Below are 24,533 nucleotides of genomic sequence, written 5' to 3'. Positions count from 1 at the left end.
CCCGAGGTAACCGACATGGATTCTCAGATTGCCTTGTTGCTGGGACAGGACGGATTGACGAGCGGCGCGATCTACGCGCTGCTGGCCCTGTCCCTGGTGCTGGTCTTCAGCATCACCCGCGTGCTGCTGGTGCCCCAGGGTGAGTTCGTCACCTTCGGCGCGATGGCGATGGCCGGCATGCAGGCCGGCAAGCCCGCGGCGCTGGCCTGGCTGCTGCTGGGTCTGGCGGCGCTGCGGCTGGCGCTGATGCTGCCGGCCGCGCTGCGCCGTCGCCGCCTTCCGGCCGCGCGCAGCTGGGGCATGCTGGCGTATGCCGTCGCCTTGTTGCTGCTGCTGCGCAACCTGCCGCTGCAGCAGCTGCCCATGGCCGTGCAGGCGCTGCTCGCGCTGGCCATGGTGGTGCCCATGGGGCCGCTGCTCTACGACATCGTGTTCCGCCCCATTGCCTCGGCCCATGCGCTGGTGCTGCTGATCGCGTCGATCGCGCTGCACGGCGTGCTGGTCGGCGTCTCGCTGCTGATGTTCGGCGCCGAAGGCGCGCGCAGCGAACCCTTCTCCGGCAACGGGCTGGCGCTCGGCGCCGTGACGTTCAAGGCACAGACGCTGTGGGTCATAGGCGTGACGCTGGGGCTGCTGCTGGCGCTCTATGCCTTCTTCAACCACACGCTGCTTGGCAAGGCGCTGCGCGCCACGGCCGTGCAGCGCCTGGGCGCGGAACTGATGGGCATCTCCACCGCCTTCGCCGGCCAGGCATCGTTCGCGCTGGCCGCCTTCATCGGCTGCCTGTCGGGCATCCTGATCGCGCCGCTGACCACGCTGTATTTCGACAGCGGGTTCCTGATCGCGCTCAAAGGCTTCGTCGGCGCCGTCACCGGCGGCATGGCCAGCTATCCGGTCGCCGCGCTGGGCGCCGGCGGCATCGGCCTGGTCGAGTCGTTCTCGACTTTCTGGGCCAGCGACTACAAGGAAGTGATCGTGTTCACGCTGATCCTGCCCTTCCTGTTGTGGCGCTCCCTCACCACCCGGCACACCGAGGAAGAAGCATGAGTTACGTTCCCCCTTCCAACCTGCACGACGGCGCGCCCGCCGCCGTCGCACGCCGCCTGCCCGCGGCGCGCGTGCTGCTCATTGCGCTGGTGCTGGCGCTGGCGGCCGTGCCGCTGCTGCCGGCCTTCTACGTGACGCTGTTCAACAACATCGGACTGGCTGCGCTGGTGGTGCTGGGCGTGGTGCTGCTCACGGGCGTCGCCGGCATGACGAGCTTCGGTCAGGCGGCCTTCGTCGGCACCGGCGCCTATGCGACGGCCTGGATAGCCAGCGCCAGCGCCCTGCCCGCGTGGCTTGCCTGGGCCGGTGGCTCGCCCTGGTTTGCGCTGCTCGCCGGCCTGCTGGTCACGCTGTGCGTGGCCGGCCTGCTGGGCGTGCTCACGCTGCGGCTGTCCGGCCACTACCTGCCGCTGGGCACCATTGCCTGGGGCATTGCCGTCTACTATCTGTTCGGCACTTTCCAGTCGCTCGGCGGACACAACGGCCTGGCCAACCTGCCCGCGCTGCAATTGGGCGCATGGACGCTGGAGCGCGGCGAGCAGATGTTCTATCTGATCTGGCTGCTGGTGCTGGCCAGCGGCTGGGCGCTGCACAACCTGCTGGACTCGCGCAGCGGCCGCGCCATCCGCGCCCTCAACGGCGGCCAGGCCATGGCTGCCTCGATGGGCGTGGACGTATTCCGCGCCAAGCTCGCCGCATTCCTGCTGGCCGCGCTGCTGGCCAGCCTTTCGGGCTGGCTGTACGTCTACACGCAGCGCTTCGTGAGCCCCACGCCCTTCGGCGTCAATCAGGGCATCGACTACCTGTTCATGGCGCTGATCGGCGGCGCCGCCCAACTCTGGGGGGCGGTCGTCGGCGCCGGGCTTTTCATCCTCGCCAAGGACTGGCTGCAGGACTGGCTGCCGCGCATCTTCGGCGAGACCGGCAACTTCGAAGCCATCGTCTTTGGCGTGCTGATCATTCTCGTCATGCACCGCGCTCCGACCGGCGTGGTCGGCTGGCTGAGCCAACGCTTTGGCCCGGGCCGCACGCCGGCCCGGCACCCGGCGCCGAACGCGCCGGCAGCCGCGCTGGCACGGCGCCCGCTCGCGCGGCGCCCGCTGCCGCCGCGCGGCAGCACGGTGCTCGAGGCGCGCGGGCTCACGCGGCGCTTTGGCGGCCTGGTCGCCAACAACGACATCAACCTTGCGCTGCATGCGGGCGAGATCCTGGCGGTCATCGGCCCCAATGGCGCCGGCAAGAGCACGCTGTTCAACCAGCTGTCGTGCTGCGACATGCCGAGCGCGGGCGAGGTGCGGTTCCACGGCCGCAGCGTGGCCGGCTGGAGCGCGCGGCAGATCGCGGCCGCGGGCCTGGCGCGCACTTTCCAGCATGTCAAGCTGCTGCCACGGATGAGTGTGCTGGAGAACGTGGCCCTAGGCGCCCACCTGCGCGTGCGCCCGGGCCTGGCGCGCAGCATGCTGCGCCTGGACCGCCTGGAGGAGGCCAGGCTGCTTGCCGAGGCGCGCCACCAGCTCGAGCGCGTGGGCCTGGGAGCGCATGCGCACATGGAAGCCGGCAATCTGTCGCTGGGCCAGCAGCGCCTGCTGGAGATCGCGCGCGCATTGTGCGCCGACCCGTCGGTGCTGCTGCTCGACGAGCCCGCGGCCGGACTGCGCCACGCGGAGAAACAGGCGCTGGCCGCGCTGCTGGGCCGGCTGCGCGAGGAGGGCATGGCGGTGCTGCTGGTGGAGCACGACATGGACTTCGTCATGGGGCTGGTAGACCGCGTGGTCGTGGTGGTGTTCGGCGAAAAGATCGTCGAAGGCCTGCCCGCGGCCGTGCAATCCGATCCCCGCGTCCTCGAAGCCTACCTGGGAGCCTGCGCATGAACGCCATCCTTGAAACCATGGCCCCGGGCGCGCAGCCGCTGCTGTCGGTCGAAGACCTGCATGTGAGCTACGGAAAGATCGACGCGGTGCGCGGCGTGTCGCTGCGCGTGGGCCCGGGCGAGATCGTGACGGTGATCGGCCCCAACGGCGCCGGCAAGACGACGCTGATGTCGGCCATCATGGGCGTGCTGCCGGCGCGCGGCAGCATCCGTATCGCGCACGCCAGCGGCGAACTCGCCGCTCCGGGCGAGGGCATAGGCGGGCGCGTGCGCGAAGGCGTGGCGCTGGTACCCGAGATACGCGCGCTGTTCGGCAGCATGTCGGTCGAGGACAACCTGCGCCTGGGCGCATTCCGCTGGCGGCGCGCGGCGCGCACCCAGCATGACGCCGCGCTCGAGGAGGTCTTCGGCATCTTTCCGCGGCTCAAGGAGCGCCGGCGCCAGGAAGCCGCCACGCTGTCGGGCGGCGAGCGGCAGATGCTGGCGCTGGGACGCGCATTGATGGGCCGCCCGCGGCTGCTGATGCTCGACGAACCGAGCCTGGGGCTCGCGCCGCTGATCGTGCGCGACATCTTCCGCACAATTGCCGGGCTGCGCGACCAGGGGGTCTCCATCCTGCTGGTGGAGCAGAACGCGCGCGCGGCGCTCAAGGTGGCCGACCATGCCTATGTGCTCGAACTCGGGCAGGTGGCAATGCAAGGCCCGGCGAGCGAGCTGGCCGACGATCCGCGCGTCATCGACGCCTATCTGGGACTGCAGGGCCGGCACCAGGCGATGCTCAGCACCTGAGCGGCGGCGCGCGCGCCGCGGCATGCATGCCCGCTCATCGGCGGCTGCGCGGCCGCACCGTGGCCGCAGCGCCGGCGGCCGCCTTCTTCCCGGCCATCGCGGCCCCGGCCGAAACCGGCTGGAGCTCGCGCCCCAGGGCTTCATCGAGAATCGGATGGTCGCCGCCATGCAGGTTGCGAAACACCTGCTTGAGCAGTTCATTGAGCTTGGCCACGCGCGCCGGCGTCAGGCCGTCGAAACTGCGCTGGAACAGCCCATGCGTGGCATCGGCCACGCGCTGCAGCTGCTGGCACCCCGCGGGCGTCAGCTCCACCAGCGTGACGCGTCCATCCTGCGTTGAAGCCGATGTCGACACCAGGCCGTCGGCCTTCATGCGGTAGACGATCTTGGTGGTGGTCGAAAGCTTGGACACCGAGTGCAGCGCGATGTCCGAGACACTGCTCACGCCCTGCTCCTGCAGGATGGCCAGCACGCGCCAGGTCGAGATGTCGCAGTTCACCACCTTGAGCACCCGCTCCATCTCGTGCGTGTAAAGCGCATTCACCCGCGCAATCCAATAGAAGGGCCAGTCAGCCCGGTGAAATTGGTGTTCTGAGGAAGCCGGTTCCCTGGGTACGCGAGACGCCATAGAAGATAGATCCGAAATGAAGAAGCGGGCCGCAGCTGGGCAGACTTGGATTGTGTCACCTGCCGGCGCAACAAAAGCGCAGCTGCCGCCGCCGGCCGCAATCCCGTCAGCACCTCGCGGTTCGGCCGGCATCGTGCTCATTTCACCACAGGTGTTTTCCCTTGATGCCGGGCCCGCGCGATCCCGGCACCCTGCCGGCCACCGGTGCCGCGCAGCGCCGGCGCCCGCATGCCCCGGCGACAGCCCGCATGCGCACCGCTGCGCCGGCGACTCATTCGATCGCATCGAACGATCCGTTGCATCATATCAATTGGATGATTTTGCATATAAATAATATCTTCCGGTATCCGCCAAGGCCGTTTCGTCGGCGAACCATCACGTTGCAACAGGAGACCAGAACCCAGCTTCCGATACCGCGAATATTGGCATTCTTATGGTGCGGCAACGCACTTTCCCGGACACTGCAACGCACCATTCCAAGGAGTCGACAGCATCCGCACCCCGGCTTTCCAATATTTCATCCATATTCATATAAAAGTACCAGAAGGAGCTTCGGCTGGCATCCGAATTGCTTAAGTCGCTTAGCTCTTAACAAGGAGATCCATCGATGAAGAGATATTTCGCATTTGCTGCTGCCCTGACCGCCTGTGCCGCCGCTTCGGCCCAGAGCAGCGTGACCGTGTACGGCGTGGTCGATCAGTATTTCGACCGCACTGACACCGGCGCCGTCACCGTCAACCGGCTGCAAAGCGGCGGGCTGGCCGGCTCGCGCCTGGGCTTTCGCGGCCGCGAGGACCTGGGCGGCGGCTATGGCGCCTTCTTCCTGCTGGAGATGGGCATCAATGCCGATGACGGCAGTCTTGGCCAGGGCGGGCTGGGCTTTGGCCGGCAGTCCTTTGTCGGGCTCGCGACGCCATATGGCGATCTATCGCTGGGCCGCCAGTATGTGCCGCACTTCTACTCGCTGGTGACCTATGCGCTCAATGGCGGCCTGGCCTTCGGCCAATCGGTGAACTACTACACCGACCCCAGCATCCTGCGCGTCAACAACTCGGTCGCCTACTCCACCAAGACCTGGAACGGCTTCACCGGCCAGTTCCTTTATGGCCTGGGCGAGAACGCGGCATCGAAATCCCTAGGCAACGTCGCCGCCGCCTCGCTGGCCTATGCCAGCGGCCCGCTCAAGGCCGGCGTGGCGTTCACGCAGCGCAAGACGACGGCCACGAATTCCGACCGCTATCTGGTGGTCGGGGGCACATACGACTTCGGCGCCGTGAAGGCCGGCCTGGTCGCGACCCACCGGCGCGACGACAACAACAGCAACGAGAGCACGCTGTATGACCTGACCGTGACGATTCCCGTGGGAAGCACTTCGGCCGTGGCGCTGGACCTGGGCCGCTTCCAGAACAAGTCCGTCTCCAACGCCGACTCGACCGCCTTCACCGTGCGCTACGACTACTTCCTCTCGAAGCGCACCACGCTCTACACCGGCTTTGCCAAGATCAAGAACGATGCGGGTGCAGCGTTCGGCGTGAACGGCGCGACCGGCGCGGCCGTGGGCCTGACACCGGGCCAGGACCCGCGCACGTTTGTCGCGGGCATACGCCACACGTTCTGACGACTGAGGCACGCGCTGCCGCGCCACGGCGCGCGCGCCCTTCCCAGCGCTTTCCTCCACCCTCTGCGCCCGGCCGCGAAGTGCCGGCCCAGAAACCGCCCCATGATATGAAAATGCTCAACCGCCGCTCCCTTCTTCTTGCCGCCTGCGCCACCGGCCTGGCTCCGGCAGTCCAGGCTCAACGCCGTGGCACGGCCCGGCTTCTGGTCGGCTTTCCGCCGGGCGGCGCGGCCGATGTGCTGGCGCGCGCCCTGTCCACGCAACTGCATGCCGACAGCGCCACCTACATCGTCGAAAACAAGCCTGGCGCCGGTGGCCGCCTGGCGGTCGTCGAAGCCAAGCGCGCGGCCCCCGACGGTCGCACCATCCTGATCACCGCAGATCCGATTCTCACCATCTACCCCCACGTCTTCAAGAACCTCGGCTACGACCCGCTGGTCGATCTGATCCCCGTGGCGGCGATCGCCGCCGAGCCCATGGGGCTGGTGGTCGGCCCCATGGTCCCGACCAGCGTGAAGACGCTGACGCAGTTCGTCGACTGGTGCAAAAAGAACCCCACGGACGCGTCCTATGCCACGGCCGCCGCCGGCACGACCATGCATTTCCTGGGCGAGCTGTTCGCGCAGTCAGCGGGCTTTGCCTTCACCCACATTCCGCACCGCGGCGCGGCCGCGGGCGTGCAGGATGTGCTGGGCGGGCAGATCGCATCGACCATCGTCACCATGAGCCAGGTCCTGCCGCACCTGCCCGGAGGCAAGCTGCGCACGCTGGCGATCTCCAGCGCCCGGCGCAGCCCGCGCGTGCCCGATGTGCCGACTTTCGTGGAACTGGGCTATGCCAAGATCGAAGCCCTGGTCTACTACGGCGCCTACATTCCTGCGGCCACGCCAGCCGAAGTTGCCCAGCGCATCACCGCCGAAGTCGTGCAGGCCAGCGCCGCGCGCGAGATGGTCAACACGCGGGAAAAAATGGGCGTCGACGACCTCAAGCTCAGCGGCCCGAAGTTCGCCGAGTTCTTCAAGGCCGATCTGGAGCGCTGGGGTCCCATCGTCAAGGCCTCGGGCTACAAGGCCGAGGAATAGGCTGGGCACGGGCCTGCCTGGTGCGGCGGGCCGCGCATCCGCAGGGCGCGCCATTGCGCCAGGTCATGCCGTGGGCGAGAAACATTGCCTTGCCCGGCAGTGCAGCGCAAATTCTTTCTAGAATGACCACTGCTTCTCCTCATTACGGCCTGATGGAATGTCCTGCTTCGCGCTCCTGAACCTACAGTCAAACTCCCCGCCACCAGCGGGCCTTGCGGCCTGCCTTACGGACGAGGGCGTCAAACATGGCGGCTAAGGCCGCGAACGCGGTTCCCTTTCTTGCCGACTACCTGCCGGCGATGCTGGGCCAGGCCAGCGCGCTGATCTCGTCCGAGTTCCACGCCGAAGTGCGCGCGCGCGGCTTCACCGTGGCCGAATGGCGCGTGCTGGCCTGCCTGGCGACCGGATTGCAGATCAGCATCGGCGATCTGGCCGAAGCCACGCTGTCCAAGCAGCCCACGCTCACGCGCCAGCTCGACCGCATGGAGGCCAGCGGCTATATCGGCCGCACCCAGCACCCGGTCGATGGGCGGGTCACGCTGGTACACATATCCGCCAAGGGCAAGCGCATTGCCAAGCGGCTGGTGGAGCTGTCGCACGCGCATGAGAAAAGGGTGCTCGAACCGTTCGGCATGGACCGCGCCGACGACCTCAAGCGCATGCTGCGCCAGCTCATCGACTTCCATCAATCACGCAGCGCCCCGGGCGCAGACGAAGCCTGAGCCCGGCGCCCTCAGGGGCGGCTAGAGGTCAAGAACGAGGCGCGGCGATTTCGCGCGCGAACAGCAGGCCATGAGCTGGTCGTTGTCGGCCTTTTCCTCGTCGGTCAGGTAGACATCGCGGTGGTCGCACTCGCCTTCCAGCACGGTGCAGACACAGGTGCCGCACACGCCCTCTTCGCAGGAAACGTCGATGCGTATGCCTATCGCTGCGAGGGCGGAGACGATGGTCTGACCTTCGGCCACGCGCACGGACTTGCCGCTGGCTGCGGCCACCAGCTCGAAGCCGCTGCCGCTGGTGTCGATGTCGGCATTGAAGTACTCGCGGTGCAGCTGGGCACGCGCCAGGCCCGCCTGCTGCGCCGCCTCCAGCACCGCGTCCATGAAGCCCCCCGGCCCGCACACGTAGAGGTGCGTGCCCGCACTGCCGCTGGCTGCCACCCGGGCGGCGATATCCAGGCGCTGGCCCGCGGCGCTGAAGTGGTAGTGCACGCGTGCGGCAAACGGACTGGCCGCCAGCTCTTCGGTGAAGGCGCAGGCATCGCGCGCGCGCGCGCGATAGTGCAGCTCGAACGAGCGCCCCGCGGCATGCAGCGCATGCGCCATGGCAATCATCGGCGTGATGCCTATGCCCCCGCCCACGAGGATGGTGTGGCTGGCCTTGCCGTCCAGCGGAAAATGGTTGCGCGGCCGGCTGATCCGCAGCCTGCAGCCTTCATGCAGCGCGTCGAACACGGCCTGCGACCCGCCGCGCGACTGCGGATCGCGCAGCACGCCCAGGCGATAGTGGTCGCGCGCCGCCGGATCGCCGCACAGCGAGTACTGGCGCACCAGGCCGGACGGCAGATGCACGTCGATATGTGCGCCGGCCTCGAAGCGCGGCAGACTCGGCGCACCGTCTGCGGCGGCCAGGTCCAGCACGACGACATCGTTGCCCTGCAGACGGCGCTTGCGCACCACGACCTGCAATGTTTCTTCAGCGGTGGCCATGGAGTGTCTCCCTGTCTTCAGAGGATGTAGCCGATGCTGGTCAGCGTATCGGTGGAGTTGATCAGGCGGATCACCTTGCGGCGCAGCCGCAGCCCGCCGCCCTCGCCGCGGCGCAGCTCGTAGGTCACGTCCGCGATGTGCTGGCGCAGCACGTCCTTGCGGAACTCCTTGAGATCCTGCGCCGCGCGCACCGTCAGCACGCCGTCGGCCTCGCCCACCACCCGCACCCGCGACACGCTGCGCACCGTGCGCGCCTGCGGCGTCGTCGAGATCGACTCGCCGCTGCCCAGGCGCCGCACCCGCTTCTCGCGCATGTGGTGGTCGTCGTACGCGTAGTTCAGCGTGTTCTCGTGGTCCGTCTCCTTGGGGTCTATCGGCACGATGTACAGGCCGTCGGGCTCCCACAGGTCAAGCCAAGCCTGGAATTCGTTGTGGTCGAGCATGTCGGCCTCGGCCCAGATGAAGGCCGTGGCCTGCTGCAGCAGCGCCAGCGCGCCGGAGTCAGAGGAAAATGCAGTTGCTGTCATGTCTTGGTTCTCGGTGATCTGTTTCGTTGCGCTCAGGCCAGCATCAGCTTCTTCCACTGCTGGTAGGCCGCGCGCATGCCGGTCTCGGCGCTGACGTCGCCGGCCACGCCGTCGGCCGTCTTCTTCTCCCCGGGCAAGCCGCGGTTGAGCAGGATCCACAGATCGCGCCCCGCCTGGGCGCCGGCCTGCACCCGCTCCCAGGCCTCGGAGTCGTCGGGCGTACCAAAGCCCATAGGCCCCTGGAAGTGCTCGTGCAGCCGCAGCCGCGCCTGGTTGCCCGCCGCCGGCCCGCCCTCCATCGTGATCACCGCATGGTGGATCTCGGTCTCGTTGACCGAGATCGGCTGCAGCACGCGGAAGAACGCCATCGAGCAGGCGACGTTGGGAAACAGGTTCAGGTTGAAGCCCGAACCGCCGACTGCGCGCACGATGCGGCGCACGCTCGCGTCATCGTGGCCTTCGGCGCGCAGTTGCTGCGCCAGCTCCACGAAGCGGTCAGGAATCGGCTTGTCGAGCTCGTCCTCGAGGTCGATCAGGTCGGGAATCATCACCATGACGCTGTGGCCGTTGCCCAGGTCCTCGACATAGCCGCTGCCGCCGACGAAATCAAGCATCTCCTCGGTCTGCTTGTCCACCGAGTGCAGGAAGCTCTTGTGCACCAGCGGGAAGTGGTAGGCGTCGGTGGTGTTCTCCAACTGGATCTTCCAGTTGCCGGGAAAGCGGAAGCGGTGCTCGCCCGGCACCTTGATGGCATAGCCGCCGCCTTGCTTCATGAACAGGTCCATCCACTTTTTGGCCGGGCCCAGGAAGTCGGCCAGCGGCTCGATGTCGTCCTTGAGCGTCGCGAAGATCATTCCCGCGTATTCCTCCACGCGCAGGCTGACCAGCGGCAGCTCGCCCTTGTCCAGGCATTCGCCGTAGCTCTCGGGGTGCGGCACGCCGCGCAGCGAGCCGTCCAGCGCATAGCTCCAGCCGTGGTAAGGGCAGACGAACGTATTGGCCTTGCCCTTCTTGTGCTCGCAGACGGTCGCACCGCGGTGGCGGCAGCGGTTGAGCAGTACATGGACCTGCTTCTTGCGGTCGCGCACGACGATCACCGGCTCCTTGCCGACCCAGTGGGTCTTGTAGCTGCCGGCGTCGGGAATCTCGCTGGCATGCGCGACCCAGATCCAGGTGTTGCGAAAGATCTTGTCCATTTCCTCCTCGAACAAGGCGGCATCGGTGTAGAGCGAGGTATGTACCCGGTCGGACTGCACGAGGTCGGCGATCGGACGGCGGAAGTGGACGGGATGGACGGAGGCATTCATGGCAGGCCTTGCAGGTGGGGTGGGGGTCTAGGAAAGGTGGGCGGCGGGCACGGGCAGCTCGGCCGCGTCGTTCCAGGCGCCCGTGGGGCGGCTGAAAAGGTTGTGAGTCTGGAAATGGGCAATGCGCCACTGACCTGCGTCCACGCGCAGCGCGAGCTGCAACTGCGCAGCGTTGAGGTGCGAGGCGCCGCTGGCAAAGGTGGAGGTCTGCAGCATGACCCAGCTGGCGCGGGCATGGCGCGCGTCGGCGTCGACGTCGATCTGCTCGGAGCACAGGAAGTGGACGTTGAGCGCGAAATGCGCGGGCGTGCGCATGTAGCTGCGGAACATGTCGGCAATCGCCGCGCGCCCGCGCCAGCCGCCGAAGCTCGCCGCGTAGCGCGCGCCCTTGCCTTCCCAGACCGCGTCCTCGGTGAAGAGACCGGCGAGCTCGTCGAGCGGCGTGGCCGCGTCGAGCTGGTCGCACAGCTGCATGTAGCGCGTCACCAGCGCCCGGATGCGGCCCGCGGATTCAAGCTGGCGAATCCTCGCTTCCAGCTCATTGACTCTTTGCTGCAAAGGCATGCGGCACTTCTTCCTTGTTCATCGTGGGTCGGGGGATTCCTGTGGCGGAACCGGCTTTTTGCAAACTATATCCGAAATCATATAATTTTCAATCCATCGGATTCCTTCGACTTCGCCAAGGATGTCGCCAGCAAGCCACAAACCCCACTGCACAGTGCATTGATGGCGCAAAAGAAAGCCGCATATCGCGACGGCGCAAAACAACAACCATAATCATGTACTTTAAACGAAAGGACTGAATATGCAGCATCCAGGCCCCGACTCACTGGTCGCCCGCGCACCCTCCGCCGTAGCGACGCGCAGCGCCCTGCTCGAAGGCCGGCAGACCGCGCAGCAGGTTGCCACCGAATTTCTCGAACGCGTGTCGCAGGCCGAGCCGGCAATACACGCCTGGCAGCATCTCGACGCAGCGCAGGTGCTGCGCCAGGCGAGCGCGCTGGACCAGGCGCTGGCCGAGGGCCGGCCCGCGGGCCCGCTGGCGGGCGTACCCGTCGCCGTCAAGGACATCTTCGATACCCAGGACATGCCCACCGGCTATGGCAGCGCGGTCTATGCCAGCCACCGCCCCGGCGCCGATGCCGACGTGGTTGCCGCGCTGCGCAGCGCGGGCGGCATCGTGGCCGGCAAGACGGTCAGCACCGAATTCGCCTATTTCGCGCCAGGCCCGACCGCCAACCCCTGGGATACGCGGCGCACGCCGGGCGGATCGTCAAGCGGCTCGGCGGCGGCGGTCGCCAGCGGCATGGTGCCCGTGGCATTTGGCAGCCAGACTGCGGGCTCGCTGATCCGGCCGGCCTCGTACTGCGGCGTCTTCGCGCTCAAGCCCAGCCATGCGAGCGTCTCGACGCGCGGCGCCAAGCCGTTCAGCGAATCGCTGGACACGGTGGGCTGGCTGGCAAACGACGCCGACGATCTCGAACTGGTGCGCGCGGCGCTGGCCGGCATCCCCTACGCTGCGCTGCCGGCGCGGGCCGCGTCTGGCCTGCGCCTGGGCGTCTGGCGCACGCATGAATGGTCCTATGCCGACACGTCGGGGCAACAGGCCTGGGAGGCCGGGGTGCAATGCCTGGCCAGGGCCGGCGTGGAGATCGTCGAGACCGGTCTGGCGCCGGAATACGCTCCATTGATCGAAGCCCAGAAGACCGTGATGGCCCATGAAGCGGCGCGCGCGCTGGCCGACGACATTGCGCGCCACGGTGACGCGCTGAGCCTGCATATCCGCGAACTCGCCGCGCGCGGGCGCGCGATTGGCGCGCAGGAATACCGCGAGGCGCTCGACTTCGCGGCCCGCGGCCGGCAGGCAGCGGCCGCCATGCTGCAGGACATCGATGCATTGGTGGTGCCAGCGGCACCGGGCGAGGCGCCCTGCGGGCTGGACGCCACGGGCGATCCGGTGTTCAGCCGCGTCTGGACATTGCTGGGCCTTCCTAGCGTGAACGTACCAGGCCTGCTGGGCCCGAACGGCATGCCCGTGGGCCTGCAACTGGTGGGCAACCTGGGCACGGAGCGCGCACTTCTGGCGCTGGCAAAAACCGTGCACCCGGTATTGCAGCAGGCCGCGCAGCAGCAAGGCCAGGCGCGCGCCCTGCCCTGTCAGGCGCCTCAGCCCGCGGTCACTGCAGGATTGAGGCTGTAAAGCCCGGTCAGGCTGGCCCGGCCCAGCACCGGGGCCGACGCCAGCGCCGCCAGCACGTTGTCGCCGGTCAGCGCGCCTTCGACGGCCAGGCTGGGCGTGGCCAGCGCATAGACCGTGAACACGTAGTGGTGCACCAGCGTGTCGTTCCACGGCGGGCAAGGGCCGTCGTAACCGTAGTAGTCGCCTTTCATCGCCTCGTCGCCGGCAAACCAGCTGGTGTAGTCATTGATGCCATGGCGCAGGCCTTCGGGCGCCGCCGGGCCGGGCTTGCCGCGCGGCGTGACGCCGTTCGAATGCGCGCCCGCGGCAATTTGCGTGGTGCCGGCGGGAATATCGAGCAGCAGCCAGTGGAAGAAGTCGACGCGCGCCAGCGTCGCGGGCACTTCGCGGCCCTCCTGGTTCACATCGTCGCCGCGGCTGGGCACATCGGGATCATGGCAGACCACGACAAATGATTGCGTGCCTGCGGGCACATCGCTCCACGCGAGCTGCGGATTGCGGTTCGCGGACAGCGCCACATGGGCGGCGGCGTCGGGAACGCCGAAAGCGAATTCGCCGGGAATCGGCTGGCCGTCCTGGAAACTTTGGCTGGTCAGTTGCATGGGATAAAAGTCCTTTGAAAGTCGAACCTGCACATGCAGGTGCCCGACCATCGTATCCACACCACAGGGCCAGGCAATACAAATGCCCAGGCAATTTGCCAAAGGCCGGCGCATGCGGCCGGTCCGGGCGCGACCCACCGGCGTTCTGGGAGAAAATGCCTGGATAGCCTGCGGTCCGCCCTCCTGCCACCCGCATGAAATACAGAAAGTTTTTAGATATGCAGATAGCGACGTGCACTTTTCATTGCTGTTTCAGGGCTTCTCAATTCGTATCAGCCGATGCACCAACCCTTTGATTTGCAAGGTACGATCGGCTCAGAATGTCTCACCCTGGATCAGTCTGGCGCCCGTTTTACGGGTAGCTAGGTGGGTAGCCGGGTGGACTAGCTACCCACTTGGCGACCAATGGCAAAGAAAACCAACCTTCTCAACGACCTGCAGCTGCGCCGCCTCATCGCTGCCGGCGAAGCCTTGGCCAAGTCCGATGGCGATGGCCTGACCTTCACTCTTTCCGCTGCGGGCACTGCATCGTGGGTGCTGCGCTTCCGCCTGCCAGGCGGCCGGCGCAAGGAGGTCACGATCGGGAACTACCCGGACATTTCCTTGTCGGCTGCGCGCGAGCGTGCGCGCGCGTTGCGCGTGCAGATCGACAGCGGAGCCGATCCGTCAGCCCTCAAGCGCGAAAGCAAGACGCGCGACATGCAGAGCTGGACCATGGCCGAGCTGGTGGCCGACTATCGCGCAAAGGCGCTCACGCTCGCCAACTACGCTGAAGACACTATCTATTACCGGGAGGCAGACATTGCCCAGGTCGTCCTGCCCAAGCTCGGCGCCTGGCAGGTGAGGCGCATCACATCTATCGACGTGGTGCACACCCTCAAGGAAAGCCAGCGCACATGGACAATGACCAAGCGCCTACTCACCTCAATCTCCAAGCTGTTTGACCATGCATGCGGCTTGACCATTGTCGGGGCCAACCCCTGCACGGGGATCAAGCTCTCCGCCTTGATGGGAAAACGCCCTGCCACCAAGGTGCGCAAGATGCTGACCGTCGAAGACCTGCGCGCTCTGCTCAAGGGGATCGACTTCATCGGCCGAGAGAACGCCTTGGCACTGCTGATCTTGCTGGCCACCTGCGTGCGAGGCATCGAGCTGGTCAAAGCCAAGAAATCCGACTTCGACCTCGACCGCGGGACATGGTGGGTGCCGGATGAGAGCGTAAAAACCCGATCAGGGTTTTTGGTGCCCCTTGCGCCGGCTGTGATCGAGTGGGTGCAAGAGCTGATGACGCTGGCGGGTGACTCTCAATATCTGCTGCCAGCGCGACGCGCAGACCGCGTTGCGAAGCTGGGAGACACCCACGTCGGCCGCACCACGCTGTGGGCCGCGATACGCCGGGCGTTCGAGCGAGGTGACTTCGATATCCAGACCTTCACGCCGCACGACACCCGCAGCACGGCCAAGGGGCACCTGAGGAACATGGGAGTGTCGCGCGAGATTTCTGAGATCGCGCTCAATCACAAGCTCAAGGGCATGGAAGGTATCTACGACGTGCGCGAAGAAATCCCGGAGCGCCGCCGGGCCCTGTCCATGTGGGCCGACTTCCTGCTGGCGTGCGAAAAGGGGCTACCTCCGCCCAGCACTACGTCGGGCAAGGTGGTGCAGCTGAGGCGAGTTGCGTGAGTGTGCAGCTCTACGGCGCCGTCAGCGCGTCATAGTCTCGCTCGCACCCGGCCCCGGCAATGCGGGCAGCGTCGGCGTATTCAGCCAGGATTCCCGCTCGCTTGTCAGCGCGGCTGAACACGTCGGCAAGCACTCCGATGGGATCGCCGGCTGGCGCGACAGTGGGCTCAGCGCCGGGATTCGCGGCGGCGGCACGGGCTGAGGCGACAAGGGCGGCGACACGCTGCTGCAGGCGGTCGCCAGCGCGGCGAGCATCATCAGCATCGGCGCGCGCAGTAGTAATTTGAGCTTTGGTTTCATCGGCGCTTTTCTCCTGGGCCTCGGCCCACTGGGTTTCACGGTCGCGCACGGCCTGCGCCGCCTTGGCGGTGAGGTCGGCAATGGTGCGCAGGGTGTTTGCGGTCGCGGTGCGAGTGTTTGCCGCATCGAGCTGGGCCGCATGCAGGCGCAGGGTCTGGGCCAGCACCAAGCCAGCGAGCAGTACGGCCAGCAGCTGCCAGGCGTAGGCTTTGATTTGCGCGATCATTGCCACACCCCCGAACTCATTTGCTTGGACAGGCGCTGCGCGCGTGCCGGGGTCTGCGTGGCCCACTTGCTGTGCAGCATGCCGGCCGCAGCGCCCGAGTAGTCGCCCGCCTTCACCATGGACAGGGTATTCTTGAAGCCAAGCAGCCCGTCGACACCCATCTGGAACGCCATGTTCAGCAAGACGCCAAAGCGCACCGGGTCGAGCTGGGCCATCCACGGCGCGCGGCGCAGCAGCTCGGCCTGGCGCTTGTCGATGTCGTTGCTCAGCAGGTAAGCGGATTCTTCCAGCGTGATGCCGCCGCCCTTGCGCTTGTCGATCATGCGGCCCACGCCGATCGTCAAATAGCCCAGGTGGTCGGCGTAGGCGCTCAGCACCTCACCCTCATCGCGGCGCAGTTGCTTTGTCAGTTCTGCCTTCATGGAGCCTCCTTTTCTTGATCGATTCCCAGCTTCTTCTCGAGCACCTTCTGGCCCGCAGACTCGACCCAGATCAGCCCCTTGGCGCCAGCGTGGCCACTCATTCCGACGATGGCCGAGGTAAGCAGCGGGTTGAGGGTGAAGTATTCGCAGAGCCAGAACGCCACCAGGCCGGCAAAGGCGCTCACACAGAGCTCGCCAATCAGCGACGAGAGATTCCAGGCCAGGATCTCCCCGCGGCGGACTTTCATCCACCACGACGCGAGCCCGCCGAGCAAGGCCGTCCCCAGCACGATTCCGTATTCCTGCAGCGAGTAGCTGAGGGGCGTCTTGACAACCGACTGAGCCCATACGCCGATGGGCACCAGCAGGTGCAGCGAGACAAGGATTGCGATAAATATGCGCATCAGCTATTCCGTTCGGGCGTAAAAAAACCCGCCGTAGCGGGTGCGGGTGGAGCGGCGCCGGTCAAAGCGTGACCGCCATTCGGAACAGGTCATCGAGCTGCTCGGGCGCGCCGCCGAGTGCTGCCCACATCTGCTGCAGGAACGAGTTCGAACGCTCCCACGTCCCTGCCTCGTACTCGATCAGCGCTTCCTCGCGATCTATCTCGTCAGGCATTGCGGCAATCAGCGTCTCGATGTCAGCGCGACGATGTCCGTAGGCCAGCAACGCCAGAAGGCCCTGGCGGCGGGTGCAGGAATGCGGCACTGGATCGGGCTGCGGCTCAGGCGCGGGCGGCGGACTGAATGCAGCGCCGTCATGCAGCCAACCGATGGCAACGCCAGCAGTCGCCAGCACCCAGTTGGCCTCCAGCGCCTCGGTAGCCAGAGCCATGTTTGCGACGACGCCGCTTTCAATGATTGCGTATGTTTTTGCCATGCTTACCACCATGTGAGTCGTGCTTGGCCGCGTGCGCCAGAGCCAGATGTGCACGAAGATCCAGCTGCGGCCTGCAACCGGATGCCCCCTCCGCCGCCAGAAGGGATGACACCAGGGTTTCCGGTTTGTCCAGTGACCGTGACATCTTTACCTGCACCTCCATTGCCAGCGGTCAGTGAAACCCCTGCAGTTCTCCACGAAGCGAAATTACCGTCTGTTCCACCGCCGCCGCCACCGCCGCCCATGGACGAATCGCCACCAGGGCCGCCCATGAACCGAGTATTTGGATCAGAGGCTGGAGGCACGGCTCCCTCCCCACCCCCAGCGCCGCCGTTTGCGCCACCGGCAGAGTTCGATGGAGCCGCAGAGGGGTACTGTGCAGAAGCAGCCAACCCGCCATAGGCGACTAGACCTCCGAAGCTGGAATTCCCCCCGTTGTTTCCCCTGACCCTGACGCCCGCCCCAGATGTAGCAGTCGCGGACACGGCGATTCCGCCAGCGCCGATGGTCAATGTTGTGTTTGTCGCCAGATCGGCAACGCGGATAACACGAGACGCGTATGAGCCGCCTTCACCGCCAGCCGCACTGGTCGTGCCGGACGTTCCAGCGGAAGCTCCGCCAGATGCGCTGCCCCCCAAAAGCTCAACAAGCACATAGGTGGCCGTGCCGAAAAGGGACTTGGGAATGGTCTGCGACGCTGTGTATTCCTGCGAGCCGCGAGCATTGACCACATCCCCCCATTCGACGCCAGTCTCATCGGGCTTCACCACCAGCGCCTTGCCAGCCTTGCCCACCATCGAAGGCAAGCCAGCCGCAGCGCCGGCTGCTGCTGCAGCAGCCCAAGCGCTCGCCGCACCAGCCTCGGATCGATTCGCCTCAATGTGACTTCGGTTTGCCTCGTTGAAGGCTTCGAGCGCTGACGTAGCCGCCTGCTCCTCAGACTCGCCGGCCGCCAGCGCCGCTTCATAAGCGGCCACTGCGTTTGTGTACGCGGTCAAGGCAATCTCACGATCGCGCACCGATTGCGCGCGCGTCGAGTCGCCCCAGGCCACCACCTTCGGGTTGAACGTTCCTGCGGTGCGATCTGCGTTCGTCGGGAACTCCGTCGAATGGATGCCCGCAGGAACCGGAACGATGTCGGTCATATGTAGCCCTTGCCTGTAATTTGAAGTTTTGCCGTGCGCCAGGTGTCAGCCGTGACGTTCCCGGAGATCAGGCCGAACGTGTTGAGGTACTCGTAGCGCGGCAGGCCGCTCAGGACGATGGCCACAGGCTTCGCCAAGACCTGCGTCAGGACGTCCGCCGCCTTGTTGGCCTGATCCGCGTCAATGACGACGCTGCAATTGATGTTCGTCGCCGACGCCCGTGGCACGATCGAGGTCGAGCCGTCTTCCTCGGTTTTGATGTAGCTGTAGGTCTTGATTTCGGCTGATGCGCCGTACTCGACGCCGCCGAACTCGCCCGTCCCAAGCAGCGTTTCCCAGAAGCCGCAAACCACCATGCCAACGCCGCAGACCCCGCTGCCGGCAGCCGTGATCCGGACGGTCAACTCGGCATCGGTGCCCATTGCGAGATCGGCGGCCAGGCGCTTGGTGATCTGGCGCAGCGGCATGTAGAGGTACTCGAACAAGCCGAAAGGCTGCTCGAACATGTCGCCGATCCACTGGTAAATGATCGTGCCGCCCGGGGTGTTGCGCAGCGTGATTTCCAGCTGCTCGCCGACCAAGCCATAGAGCGCCAAGCCGTTGAAGAACCCAGGCTTGATGACCAGCTTCAGCTCGCCCGCGCCAATGCTCTTGGTGCTGAGCTTGTCGTCAAACGCCGCCATGCGATTGCTGGGCCCGGTCTCGCGCCACTTGGTCGTGTCGGTGCCCGGCTTCACGCCGGTGCTCGCGGCCACAGCGGCCCACAATTTCCCTCCGTCGTTGATCTTGGTTTCCACGCCCGTGTAGGCCGTGCCGATGCTCCATGCGACCTCACCACGCGCAGAATCGACAACGGGCACCGAAGTGCCCGTTGTGATCATTGCCGCCGTGATTTGGTTTGGCAGGAGCAGCATTGCGCTGCCCTTTGTCATGCCATAGCCTCCGCGATTGCTTTTGCAAGCTCCTTGACGTTCATGATTTCGGTTGCATTGGCATTGCCGTCCGCAGAAACGCGATCCGTGATGTCAAGCAGCTTCTCGGTCGCGTCCGCCATACGCCCCATCTGAGCCTCCAGTTGCTCCACCTTCAACTCCAGATCCTTGTTGGACTGCTGGATTGGTGCGACCGGCATCGGCATGCGGAACGACCTGTTCTCGGCCGCCGTCAGCACGCGCTCACCCATGTGCAGCTCTGCCCTGTACCCGTCAAACGGCACATAGCTCAAGCCGCCAGCGTGCGAGCCGTCCATGCGCACCGAATCAAGCACCGCGCCGGCCAGGCCGGTAATAGCGGGAATCAGCGATGCGCCGATGGCGCCGGACAGCTCAGCGGGAAGGCCTTTCAGCACCTCCACCGTCAAGCTGCCCTGGTCGATCAGCTTCTGCGTCAGCGTTGCCTCGGTTTCGAAGGCCGTGGCCGACTCCACCAGCAGGTCATCAATCAGCTTCTGCGTCGCCGCGCTGACCTTGAACTGCTCTGCGGAGCTGGATGCAACCGACTCCGCCGCGGCAATCTGGCGCTCGAGCTGGCTCACCTGGCTGGATGCCGAGGCTTCCTGTATGGCCGCCGTGGCCGCAAGCTCTGCGGCGATCCGGCCCGACAGAACCGAGTAGTCCTGCTGGCTCACCGCCATCTGCTGCGCCAAGGTCAAGTAGTTGCCCGTGACGCCCTGCAGGTCTTGCATCGCACCGGTGTCGCCGGCGCGAGCCTTTGCAAGCAAGTCGCGGCGCTCGCTGTCCAGCGCTGCCAGGCGCTCAGCCTCTCCCAGCCCAGATGCCTCGCTGAAGGCCAGGGACTTGGCGTAGCTGCCCAGGCCCTGCGCTGCGCTCAGCAGCTGCTTTGCCGCGTTGACCTGCTCGCGCGCCGCATTGGCCCGCGCCGTCGCCGCTGCTGCCTCTGCTTGGCGCGCTGCCTGCTGACCATTCCACAGCCCCTGCTCAAGGTTGATGATCTGCTGCAGCGCCGCCACGCGGCCGTCAGTGGTTGTCGCATTGGCATAGCTGCCCTGCACGACGCCCAGCTGCTGCGACAGGCCCGACGTGTTGCCGGTGTACTGCGCGGCCAGGCCCGCCATCGTGCCGAAGTTCGACCAGGCGCCGGACATGGACTGGGCGGCAGTCTGCGCGGCCACTTCGGCAGCGGATTTCGCCGCGGCTTCCATGTCCTCGAACACCTGCTGCCCGTAGTCGGCCGTCGAGGCAAAAGCACCGGACATCGCCAGCAGCTTGGCTGCCAGCTCGGTCTGGCCCGATGCCATCGCCCCTTCGACCGTGCTGCGGAACAGCTCCTTCGCCTTGTCGCCTTCGGCCGGATCGATGTACAGCCCCATTTCAGCAAGGGCAGCCATCTGCTGCGCACGCTGGCTCAGCGCCCGCTCGCCCTCACTGTAGAAGCCTTGGTTGAAGGCATCCACATTGCTGACAAGCGGGTCCATGCCACCAGAGGCCGTCACCAGACCCGACTGCACCTCGGCCGAGAGGCCGGAGAACATCGCCAGCACCTTGCCCAGACCCGTCCACGATGTCGCCGCGGCCGCCGCTTCTTGCGCCGCATCCTTGGCCGCTGTCGCGGTCGCGTCCAGAAGGGTTTGGCCGTAATCAGCGGTCTCCGCGAACGATGCCGACATGGCCAGGAGCTTCCCTGCCAAAGCCACCTGCCCCGAAGCCATGGCCTCTTCCACCGTCAGCCGGAACATCTCCTTTGCAGCATCGCCCTGGAAAGGATCGATATACAGGCCCATGTCACCCAGCGCGCCCATCTGCAACTCGCGTTGCGTTTGCGCGCGATCGCCCTCGCTGTAGAAGCTTTGATAGAACGCACCTGCGTTGGTGCCCAGTGCCTCGACGCCGCCAGAGGCGGCCAGCAGTTGAGTCTGCAAATCTCCGGAGAGGTCTGCAAACATGCCCATGGTCTTGCCCAGGCCGTCGAACACCGATTTCACGGTGGCGATCTGCTGCAGCGCCGTGTTGAGCGTGTCGATGTCGGTCGCTGCGGTCAGGATCTGGTCGGCCCAGGCCGGCAGGTCCATGGCCACGAACGCGTTTTTCACGTCGACCGCTACGGCGTTCAGGTACTCCTTGTAGCCGGCCTCGCCGTCTGCGAACTCGCGTGGCGCCCACTTGCTCTCGCGGTTCATTCCCCAGTCCACGAGAACCTTGCCGACCTCATCAGCGATCTTCAGCGAACCCCAAGCGCCGTCCTTGCTCGAGTCGTCTGCAAAGGCGGTGGCTACGCTGTAGCCGGCCGTCTTGCCGAATGCTACAGAGAAGGCATCGAGGGTCTGTGCGAGACCCTTAGCTATCTCGCTGGCGCCAGATTGCATGGCCTCGCTGTACTCATCAGGGTGGCCCAGGCCGAACGTGCCCTGGTTATAGATGCCTGCGCCAGTCTGCAGGCCGGCAGACTTGCTGTAGATCGCGCCGGCACCCATATGCATAGTGCCAGAATCTCCTGCAAAAACTCCATCTAGCATTCCGCCAATTGCTGAGCCAAGGGCTGCGCCAATCGGTCCGCCAAACCACTGACCTACACCGGTTCCAACTGCCGAAAGATACTTCCCCTGAGTGAGGTCATAGATGGCCTTGCCATATCCTATCGCGCTCCCGGCCAAATTGATTGTGTCGGAATACTCTGATATCACATCGCCAAGGTCAATAAGACTTTCACCAACGGTTTCCATGCCGTTATTGAACAGCTTTCCTCCGAGTTGGTTGATGTTATTGCCAAGGCCAAGCCCAAAGTTCGACAGCATCGGAGAGTTGAGCGCGCTATTGGCCGCTTTACCAATGCCCAGGATATTCCCAATCCCTCCGCCGCCTGATTCATTGGAGGCAGATGCCGACCCAACACCAAGCAGGTTGCCAACCGCCGTCTGCACAATAGGCTGAAGCACCAGGGTCGCGAACAGGCGCTTCAGGTACTGGGCCGCGTCCTTTCCGCCGCCCATGATGTAGTCGGACAGCGTATCGCCGATCAGCTGGGAGGTCTTCTCCCAATCCTTGGAAATCGCTTCAGCCGCTTTTTCGTTGGCCTCGCGAACGCCCTTCTGCTGCATGACCTCCACCAGCCCTCGGCGCGCATCCTTCTCGCGCTGGAGAGCCAGCAGAGTCTCGCCATCACTCCCCTTGGAAAGAGCCTTCTGGTAGTTGTCTTCGGCGCGCGCCAATGTCAGCCGCGCGACAGCCTCTGCAAGCGTGATGTTCGCGGCAGCCGCAAGCGCGTGAGCCCGCTCTTCTTCGCGAGCCTTAAGCAGCGCATCTTCGGCCGATTCTGCTGCCTTGTTGCGCTCTTCGACCTGCTTCTGCCAGCTCTTGACCTCTTCTTCCCAGGCCTTCACCCGGGCCTTTGAGACTTCCGCCTCTTCCTTGGCCAGGGCCACCATCGCTGGCTGCTTCGCCAGCAATGCCGCTTGAGCCTCCTCAAGCCCCTTGATCGAAATTCGACCCTGGGCATATTGCTTGTTGAGGCTATCCCAGTCTTTATAGAAGCTGCTGGAAAGGCCTGAAAGCTCGGCGAGCAGGGAGGCTTGCTTTTCCAATTCCTGATTAGCGGACTTGGCCGCGCCGGCGCCGGCCCTGGACTGCTTTGCCGCGTCCTTCCCGGCTTCTGTGCCCTCGTAGCGCTTTTTGTTGGCCTCGGTGACGGCCGCGGCGTATTCCTTTTCCGTCATGGCGCCGACCTTCAGCGCAGCAGCGTAAGCACCAAGAGTTTCTGTGAACTCTTTCGTAATGCCATCCTGTTTAGCCGTGATCGACAGCAATCCTTGCTGAGCCGCTTCAAACTCCTTTTGGTAGCCGGCCTGGCTCCCGCGCGACGGGAAGGCGCCAACATCAATCCCGCCAGTAGCCGCGTTTGCTCCCTCCCCGTTGAGCGCCTTTAACCGAGCCTGAGCCTCAATCAACTTGTTGACCAAGTTCTGAGCATCGACCGTCGCCGATCGGAGGTAGATGTTTTGTGGCGCCAGCTCCAAGCGGGCGCTCAAGGCAGCCAGCTCTTTCTTGCTAACCGCCAACTCGTCATTCAGGCGCTTATCGGTATTGAAGGCGGCCAAAAAGAAGTCGGATAGGCCGTTTGTGGCCGACATGGTCTTGATCTGAGCATTCAGAGAATCCACGTTTGCCGAGAATTTCGAGATGCCGCCCGCAGCAGCCGCAGACGCGCCTGTGATCTTGTCCACGGTGCCAACTAGACTCAGCACGCTGTTGCTAGCTTGCGTCGTGGATTGTTCAATCGTCGCGCTCATCTGCGCGAACTCTGCCGCCACTGCCGGGGCCGACTTCTGTAACGCAGCGACCACCTTTTGGGCCGTCAATTCACCCTCGGCCCCCATCTTGCGCAACGCCCCAGTGCCAACCCCGAGACCTTGCGCGATAGCCTGGGCCAGACGCGGCGTCTGCTCCAAAATGGAGTTCAGCTCTTCGCCGCGCAACGTGCCGGAGGCAAAGCCTTGAGACAGCTGCACGAGCGCCGCCTGAGCAGAGGATGCAGAGCCGCCTGAAATGGTGAGCGCCTGGCTGATGGTCTGCGTGACCGCCAGCATGTCCTTTTGGGAGACGCCGAGTTCCTTGGTCGCTCGTGCCATCTGCGCATAGGTGTCAGCCAAATCGGCATACCCAACTCGAGAGCTTTGCGCGATAGCGAACAGGCTGCTTTGTGCTGCGGCCAGCTGGTTGGTGCTGCTCGTGACCAGCTTCAGACGCGACTCGATGTTGGTCATCGTGTCTGCCATAGTGGCAAACTGCTTCACGACCGAGACCGATGCGACGGCGACCATGGCTGTGCGCAGAAGGCTAAATGCTTCGGCCGCCCCAGCACTCCCCTGCTTGCTGGCGGCGGTAGCCTGCTGTACGGAGACTCCATAGCCCTTCATCTGATCGCCGGCCGAACGAAAGGCCGCGCCCATGTCTGCGGCGCTTTTTGCTGCGTCGACCTGAGCCTTGGCCGCCGCTTGAAGCGACGGCAGTGCCGAAGTCAAGATAGAGCCCATTTGCGCAACCGAGGCAGAAGCGGCGCGCATCTGAGTCTGCATGTCGATCAAGCTCTTTTGCGACGCCTGGATGCTTGTGCTGAAACCGGCCATGCCGCGCGCCGACTGGGTGGCTGCGGACGAGACTTGGCTGAAGCTGGCGACAGAGGTGTTGATACCCGCCAGCGCACGCTTAGCATCATCCGCAGACTTGGCGACGCGGCCGACGCCATCAGCGGCCTTGGGTGCGCTCCGGCCCACCTCATCAAGGCCCTTGGCCGAGCCTTCGCCCAAGGATTTGAGAGATTTCCCGGTTTTGGTGGCTGCGCCCTCAACGCCTGCCATCGCCTTCTCGACCTTCGGCCCCGCTGCGGCCAGCACATCAAGCGATTTGATGCCGCGCTCGATGCCATCGGTTTGCATGGCAACGCCGATGTTTGCAATATCCGTCATAAGCGGCCCTTAAACGAAAAAGGCCCGCCAACGGCGAGCCCATAAAAAAAGCCCCGGCTAGGCCGAGGCTTGGTGATCTGC

Annotated in this window: 21 protein-coding genes; 8 read left to right on the top strand and 13 right to left on the bottom strand. The window is 65.3% G+C overall.

What is annotated here, in order from left to right; all coding sequences use genetic code 11:
- Nucleotides 1–15 precede the first annotated feature (15 nt).
- The 3 genes from ACSVDO_RS06365 to ACSVDO_RS06355 are packed head-to-tail and all read left to right on the top strand — an operon-like array spanning nucleotide 16 to nucleotide 3,706.
- Nucleotides 16–1,047, top strand: coding sequence for a branched-chain amino acid ABC transporter permease (locus ACSVDO_RS06365; protein ID WP_489595423.1), 1,032 nt, complete (start codon nucleotides 16–18; stop codon nucleotides 1,045–1,047).
- A complete protein-coding gene (locus ACSVDO_RS06360; RefSeq protein WP_489595422.1) occupies nucleotides 1,044–2,918 on the top strand; it encodes a branched-chain amino acid ABC transporter ATP-binding protein/permease in 1,875 nt (624 codons plus the stop codon). The genes ACSVDO_RS06365 and ACSVDO_RS06360 overlap by 4 nt, the downstream gene beginning before the upstream one ends.
- Entirely contained in the window at nucleotides 2,915–3,706 is a 792-nt protein-coding gene (locus tag ACSVDO_RS06355) for an ABC transporter ATP-binding protein (protein ID WP_332548418.1), read from the top strand. The genes ACSVDO_RS06360 and ACSVDO_RS06355 overlap by 4 nt, the downstream gene beginning before the upstream one ends.
- Nucleotides 3,707–3,740: 34 nt before the next feature.
- Here the strand turns inward: ACSVDO_RS06355 and ACSVDO_RS06350 are convergent, their stop codons facing one another.
- The gene (locus ACSVDO_RS06350; RefSeq protein WP_489595420.1) at nucleotides 3,741–4,250 is read right to left on the bottom strand and encodes a MarR family winged helix-turn-helix transcriptional regulator; all 510 of its coding nucleotides are present in this window, start codon (nucleotides 4,248–4,250) and stop codon (nucleotides 3,741–3,743) included.
- A 691-nt stretch (nucleotides 4,251–4,941) separates the two neighbouring features.
- Between ACSVDO_RS06350 and ACSVDO_RS06345 the strand changes: the two genes are divergently transcribed.
- From ACSVDO_RS06345 to ACSVDO_RS06335, 3 genes are all read left to right on the top strand, one after another.
- Entirely contained in the window at nucleotides 4,942–5,952 is a 1,011-nt protein-coding gene (locus ACSVDO_RS06345) for a porin (RefSeq protein ID WP_489595418.1), read from the top strand.
- Nucleotides 5,953–6,059: 107 nt separating this feature from the next.
- The gene (locus tag ACSVDO_RS06340; RefSeq protein ID WP_489595416.1) at nucleotides 6,060–7,034 is read left to right on the top strand and encodes a tripartite tricarboxylate transporter substrate-binding protein; all 975 of its coding nucleotides are present in this window, start codon (nucleotides 6,060–6,062) and stop codon (nucleotides 7,032–7,034) included.
- Between the two features lie 245 nt (nucleotides 7,035–7,279).
- On the top strand, nucleotides 7,280–7,756 hold the full coding sequence (locus ACSVDO_RS06335) for a MarR family winged helix-turn-helix transcriptional regulator (protein ID WP_332535129.1): 477 nt from the start codon (nucleotides 7,280–7,282) through the stop codon (nucleotides 7,754–7,756).
- A gap of 21 nt (nucleotides 7,757–7,777) precedes the next feature.
- Here the strand turns inward: ACSVDO_RS06335 and ACSVDO_RS06330 are convergent, their stop codons facing one another.
- From ACSVDO_RS06330 to ACSVDO_RS06315, 4 genes are read right to left on the bottom strand one after another with little or no spacing between them, the layout of a single operon-like run.
- Complete coding sequence (locus ACSVDO_RS06330) at nucleotides 7,778–8,743, bottom strand: PDR/VanB family oxidoreductase (protein ID WP_489595414.1); 966 nt, start codon at nucleotides 8,741–8,743, stop codon at nucleotides 7,778–7,780.
- Between the two features lie 17 nt (nucleotides 8,744–8,760).
- Complete coding sequence (locus tag ACSVDO_RS06325; protein WP_489595412.1) at nucleotides 8,761–9,270, bottom strand: aromatic-ring-hydroxylating dioxygenase subunit beta; 510 nt, start codon at nucleotides 9,268–9,270, stop codon at nucleotides 8,761–8,763.
- A gap of 32 nt (nucleotides 9,271–9,302) precedes the next feature.
- Nucleotides 9,303–10,577, bottom strand: coding sequence for an aromatic ring-hydroxylating oxygenase subunit alpha (locus tag ACSVDO_RS06320; protein WP_332535125.1), 1,275 nt, complete (start codon nucleotides 10,575–10,577; stop codon nucleotides 9,303–9,305).
- 27 nt (nucleotides 10,578–10,604) lie between these two features.
- Nucleotides 10,605–11,141 carry a nuclear transport factor 2 family protein gene (locus ACSVDO_RS06315; protein WP_332535123.1) on the bottom strand — a complete coding sequence of 179 codons (537 nt, stop codon included), beginning with the start codon at nucleotides 11,139–11,141 and terminating at the stop codon, nucleotides 10,605–10,607.
- A 241-nt stretch (nucleotides 11,142–11,382) separates the two neighbouring features.
- Between ACSVDO_RS06315 and ACSVDO_RS06310 the strand changes: the two genes are divergently transcribed.
- A complete protein-coding gene (locus ACSVDO_RS06310; RefSeq protein WP_489595409.1) occupies nucleotides 11,383–12,777 on the top strand; it encodes an amidase in 1,395 nt (464 codons plus the stop codon).
- Here the strand turns inward: ACSVDO_RS06310 and ACSVDO_RS06305 are convergent.
- Nucleotides 12,744–13,379, bottom strand: a complete 636-nt coding sequence (locus ACSVDO_RS06305) for a YbhB/YbcL family Raf kinase inhibitor-like protein (RefSeq protein ID WP_489595407.1) — start codon at nucleotides 13,377–13,379, stop codon at nucleotides 12,744–12,746. The genes ACSVDO_RS06310 and ACSVDO_RS06305 overlap by 34 nt on opposite strands.
- Before the next feature lie 405 nt (nucleotides 13,380–13,784).
- Between ACSVDO_RS06305 and ACSVDO_RS06300 the strand changes: the two genes are divergently transcribed.
- Complete coding sequence (locus tag ACSVDO_RS06300; protein WP_489595406.1) at nucleotides 13,785–15,062, top strand: tyrosine-type recombinase/integrase; 1,278 nt, start codon at nucleotides 13,785–13,787, stop codon at nucleotides 15,060–15,062.
- 10 nt (nucleotides 15,063–15,072) lie between these two features.
- Here ACSVDO_RS06300 and ACSVDO_RS06295 read toward each other — a convergent pair whose 3' ends face one another.
- From ACSVDO_RS06295 to ACSVDO_RS06265, 7 genes are all read right to left on the bottom strand, one after another.
- A complete protein-coding gene (locus tag ACSVDO_RS06295; protein ID WP_489595404.1) occupies nucleotides 15,073–15,588 on the bottom strand; it encodes a DUF2514 family protein in 516 nt (171 codons plus the stop codon).
- Complete coding sequence (locus ACSVDO_RS06290) at nucleotides 15,585–16,010, bottom strand: glycoside hydrolase family protein (protein ID WP_489595402.1); 426 nt, start codon at nucleotides 16,008–16,010, stop codon at nucleotides 15,585–15,587. The genes ACSVDO_RS06295 and ACSVDO_RS06290 overlap by 4 nt, the downstream gene beginning before the upstream one ends.
- Nucleotides 16,007–16,414, bottom strand: a complete 408-nt coding sequence (locus tag ACSVDO_RS06285; RefSeq protein ID WP_489595401.1) for a phage holin family protein — start codon at nucleotides 16,412–16,414, stop codon at nucleotides 16,007–16,009. Before ACSVDO_RS06285 ends, ACSVDO_RS06290 begins: the two co-directional genes overlap by 4 nt.
- A 61-nt stretch (nucleotides 16,415–16,475) precedes the next feature.
- The gene (locus ACSVDO_RS06280) at nucleotides 16,476–16,889 is read right to left on the bottom strand and encodes a hypothetical protein (RefSeq protein ID WP_489595400.1); all 414 of its coding nucleotides are present in this window, start codon (nucleotides 16,887–16,889) and stop codon (nucleotides 16,476–16,478) included.
- A gap of 2 nt (nucleotides 16,890–16,891) precedes the next feature.
- Nucleotides 16,892–18,034 (bottom strand): glycine-rich domain-containing protein, encoded by a 1,143-nt coding sequence (locus ACSVDO_RS06275; protein ID WP_489592895.1) that lies wholly within the window; start codon nucleotides 18,032–18,034, stop codon nucleotides 16,892–16,894.
- Entirely contained in the window at nucleotides 18,031–18,966 is a 936-nt protein-coding gene (locus ACSVDO_RS06270; protein WP_489592897.1) for a hypothetical protein, read from the bottom strand. Before ACSVDO_RS06270 ends, ACSVDO_RS06275 begins: the two co-directional genes overlap by 4 nt.
- The gene (locus ACSVDO_RS06265; protein WP_489595398.1) at nucleotides 18,963–24,452 is read right to left on the bottom strand and encodes a tape measure protein; all 5,490 of its coding nucleotides are present in this window, start codon (nucleotides 24,450–24,452) and stop codon (nucleotides 18,963–18,965) included. The genes ACSVDO_RS06270 and ACSVDO_RS06265 overlap by 4 nt, the downstream gene beginning before the upstream one ends.
- Nucleotides 24,453–24,533 lie beyond the last annotated feature (81 nt).

This window comes from Comamonas sp. DB36, from assembly GCF_057914905.1.
This window is presented reverse-complemented; position numbering and strand designations above follow the sequence as displayed.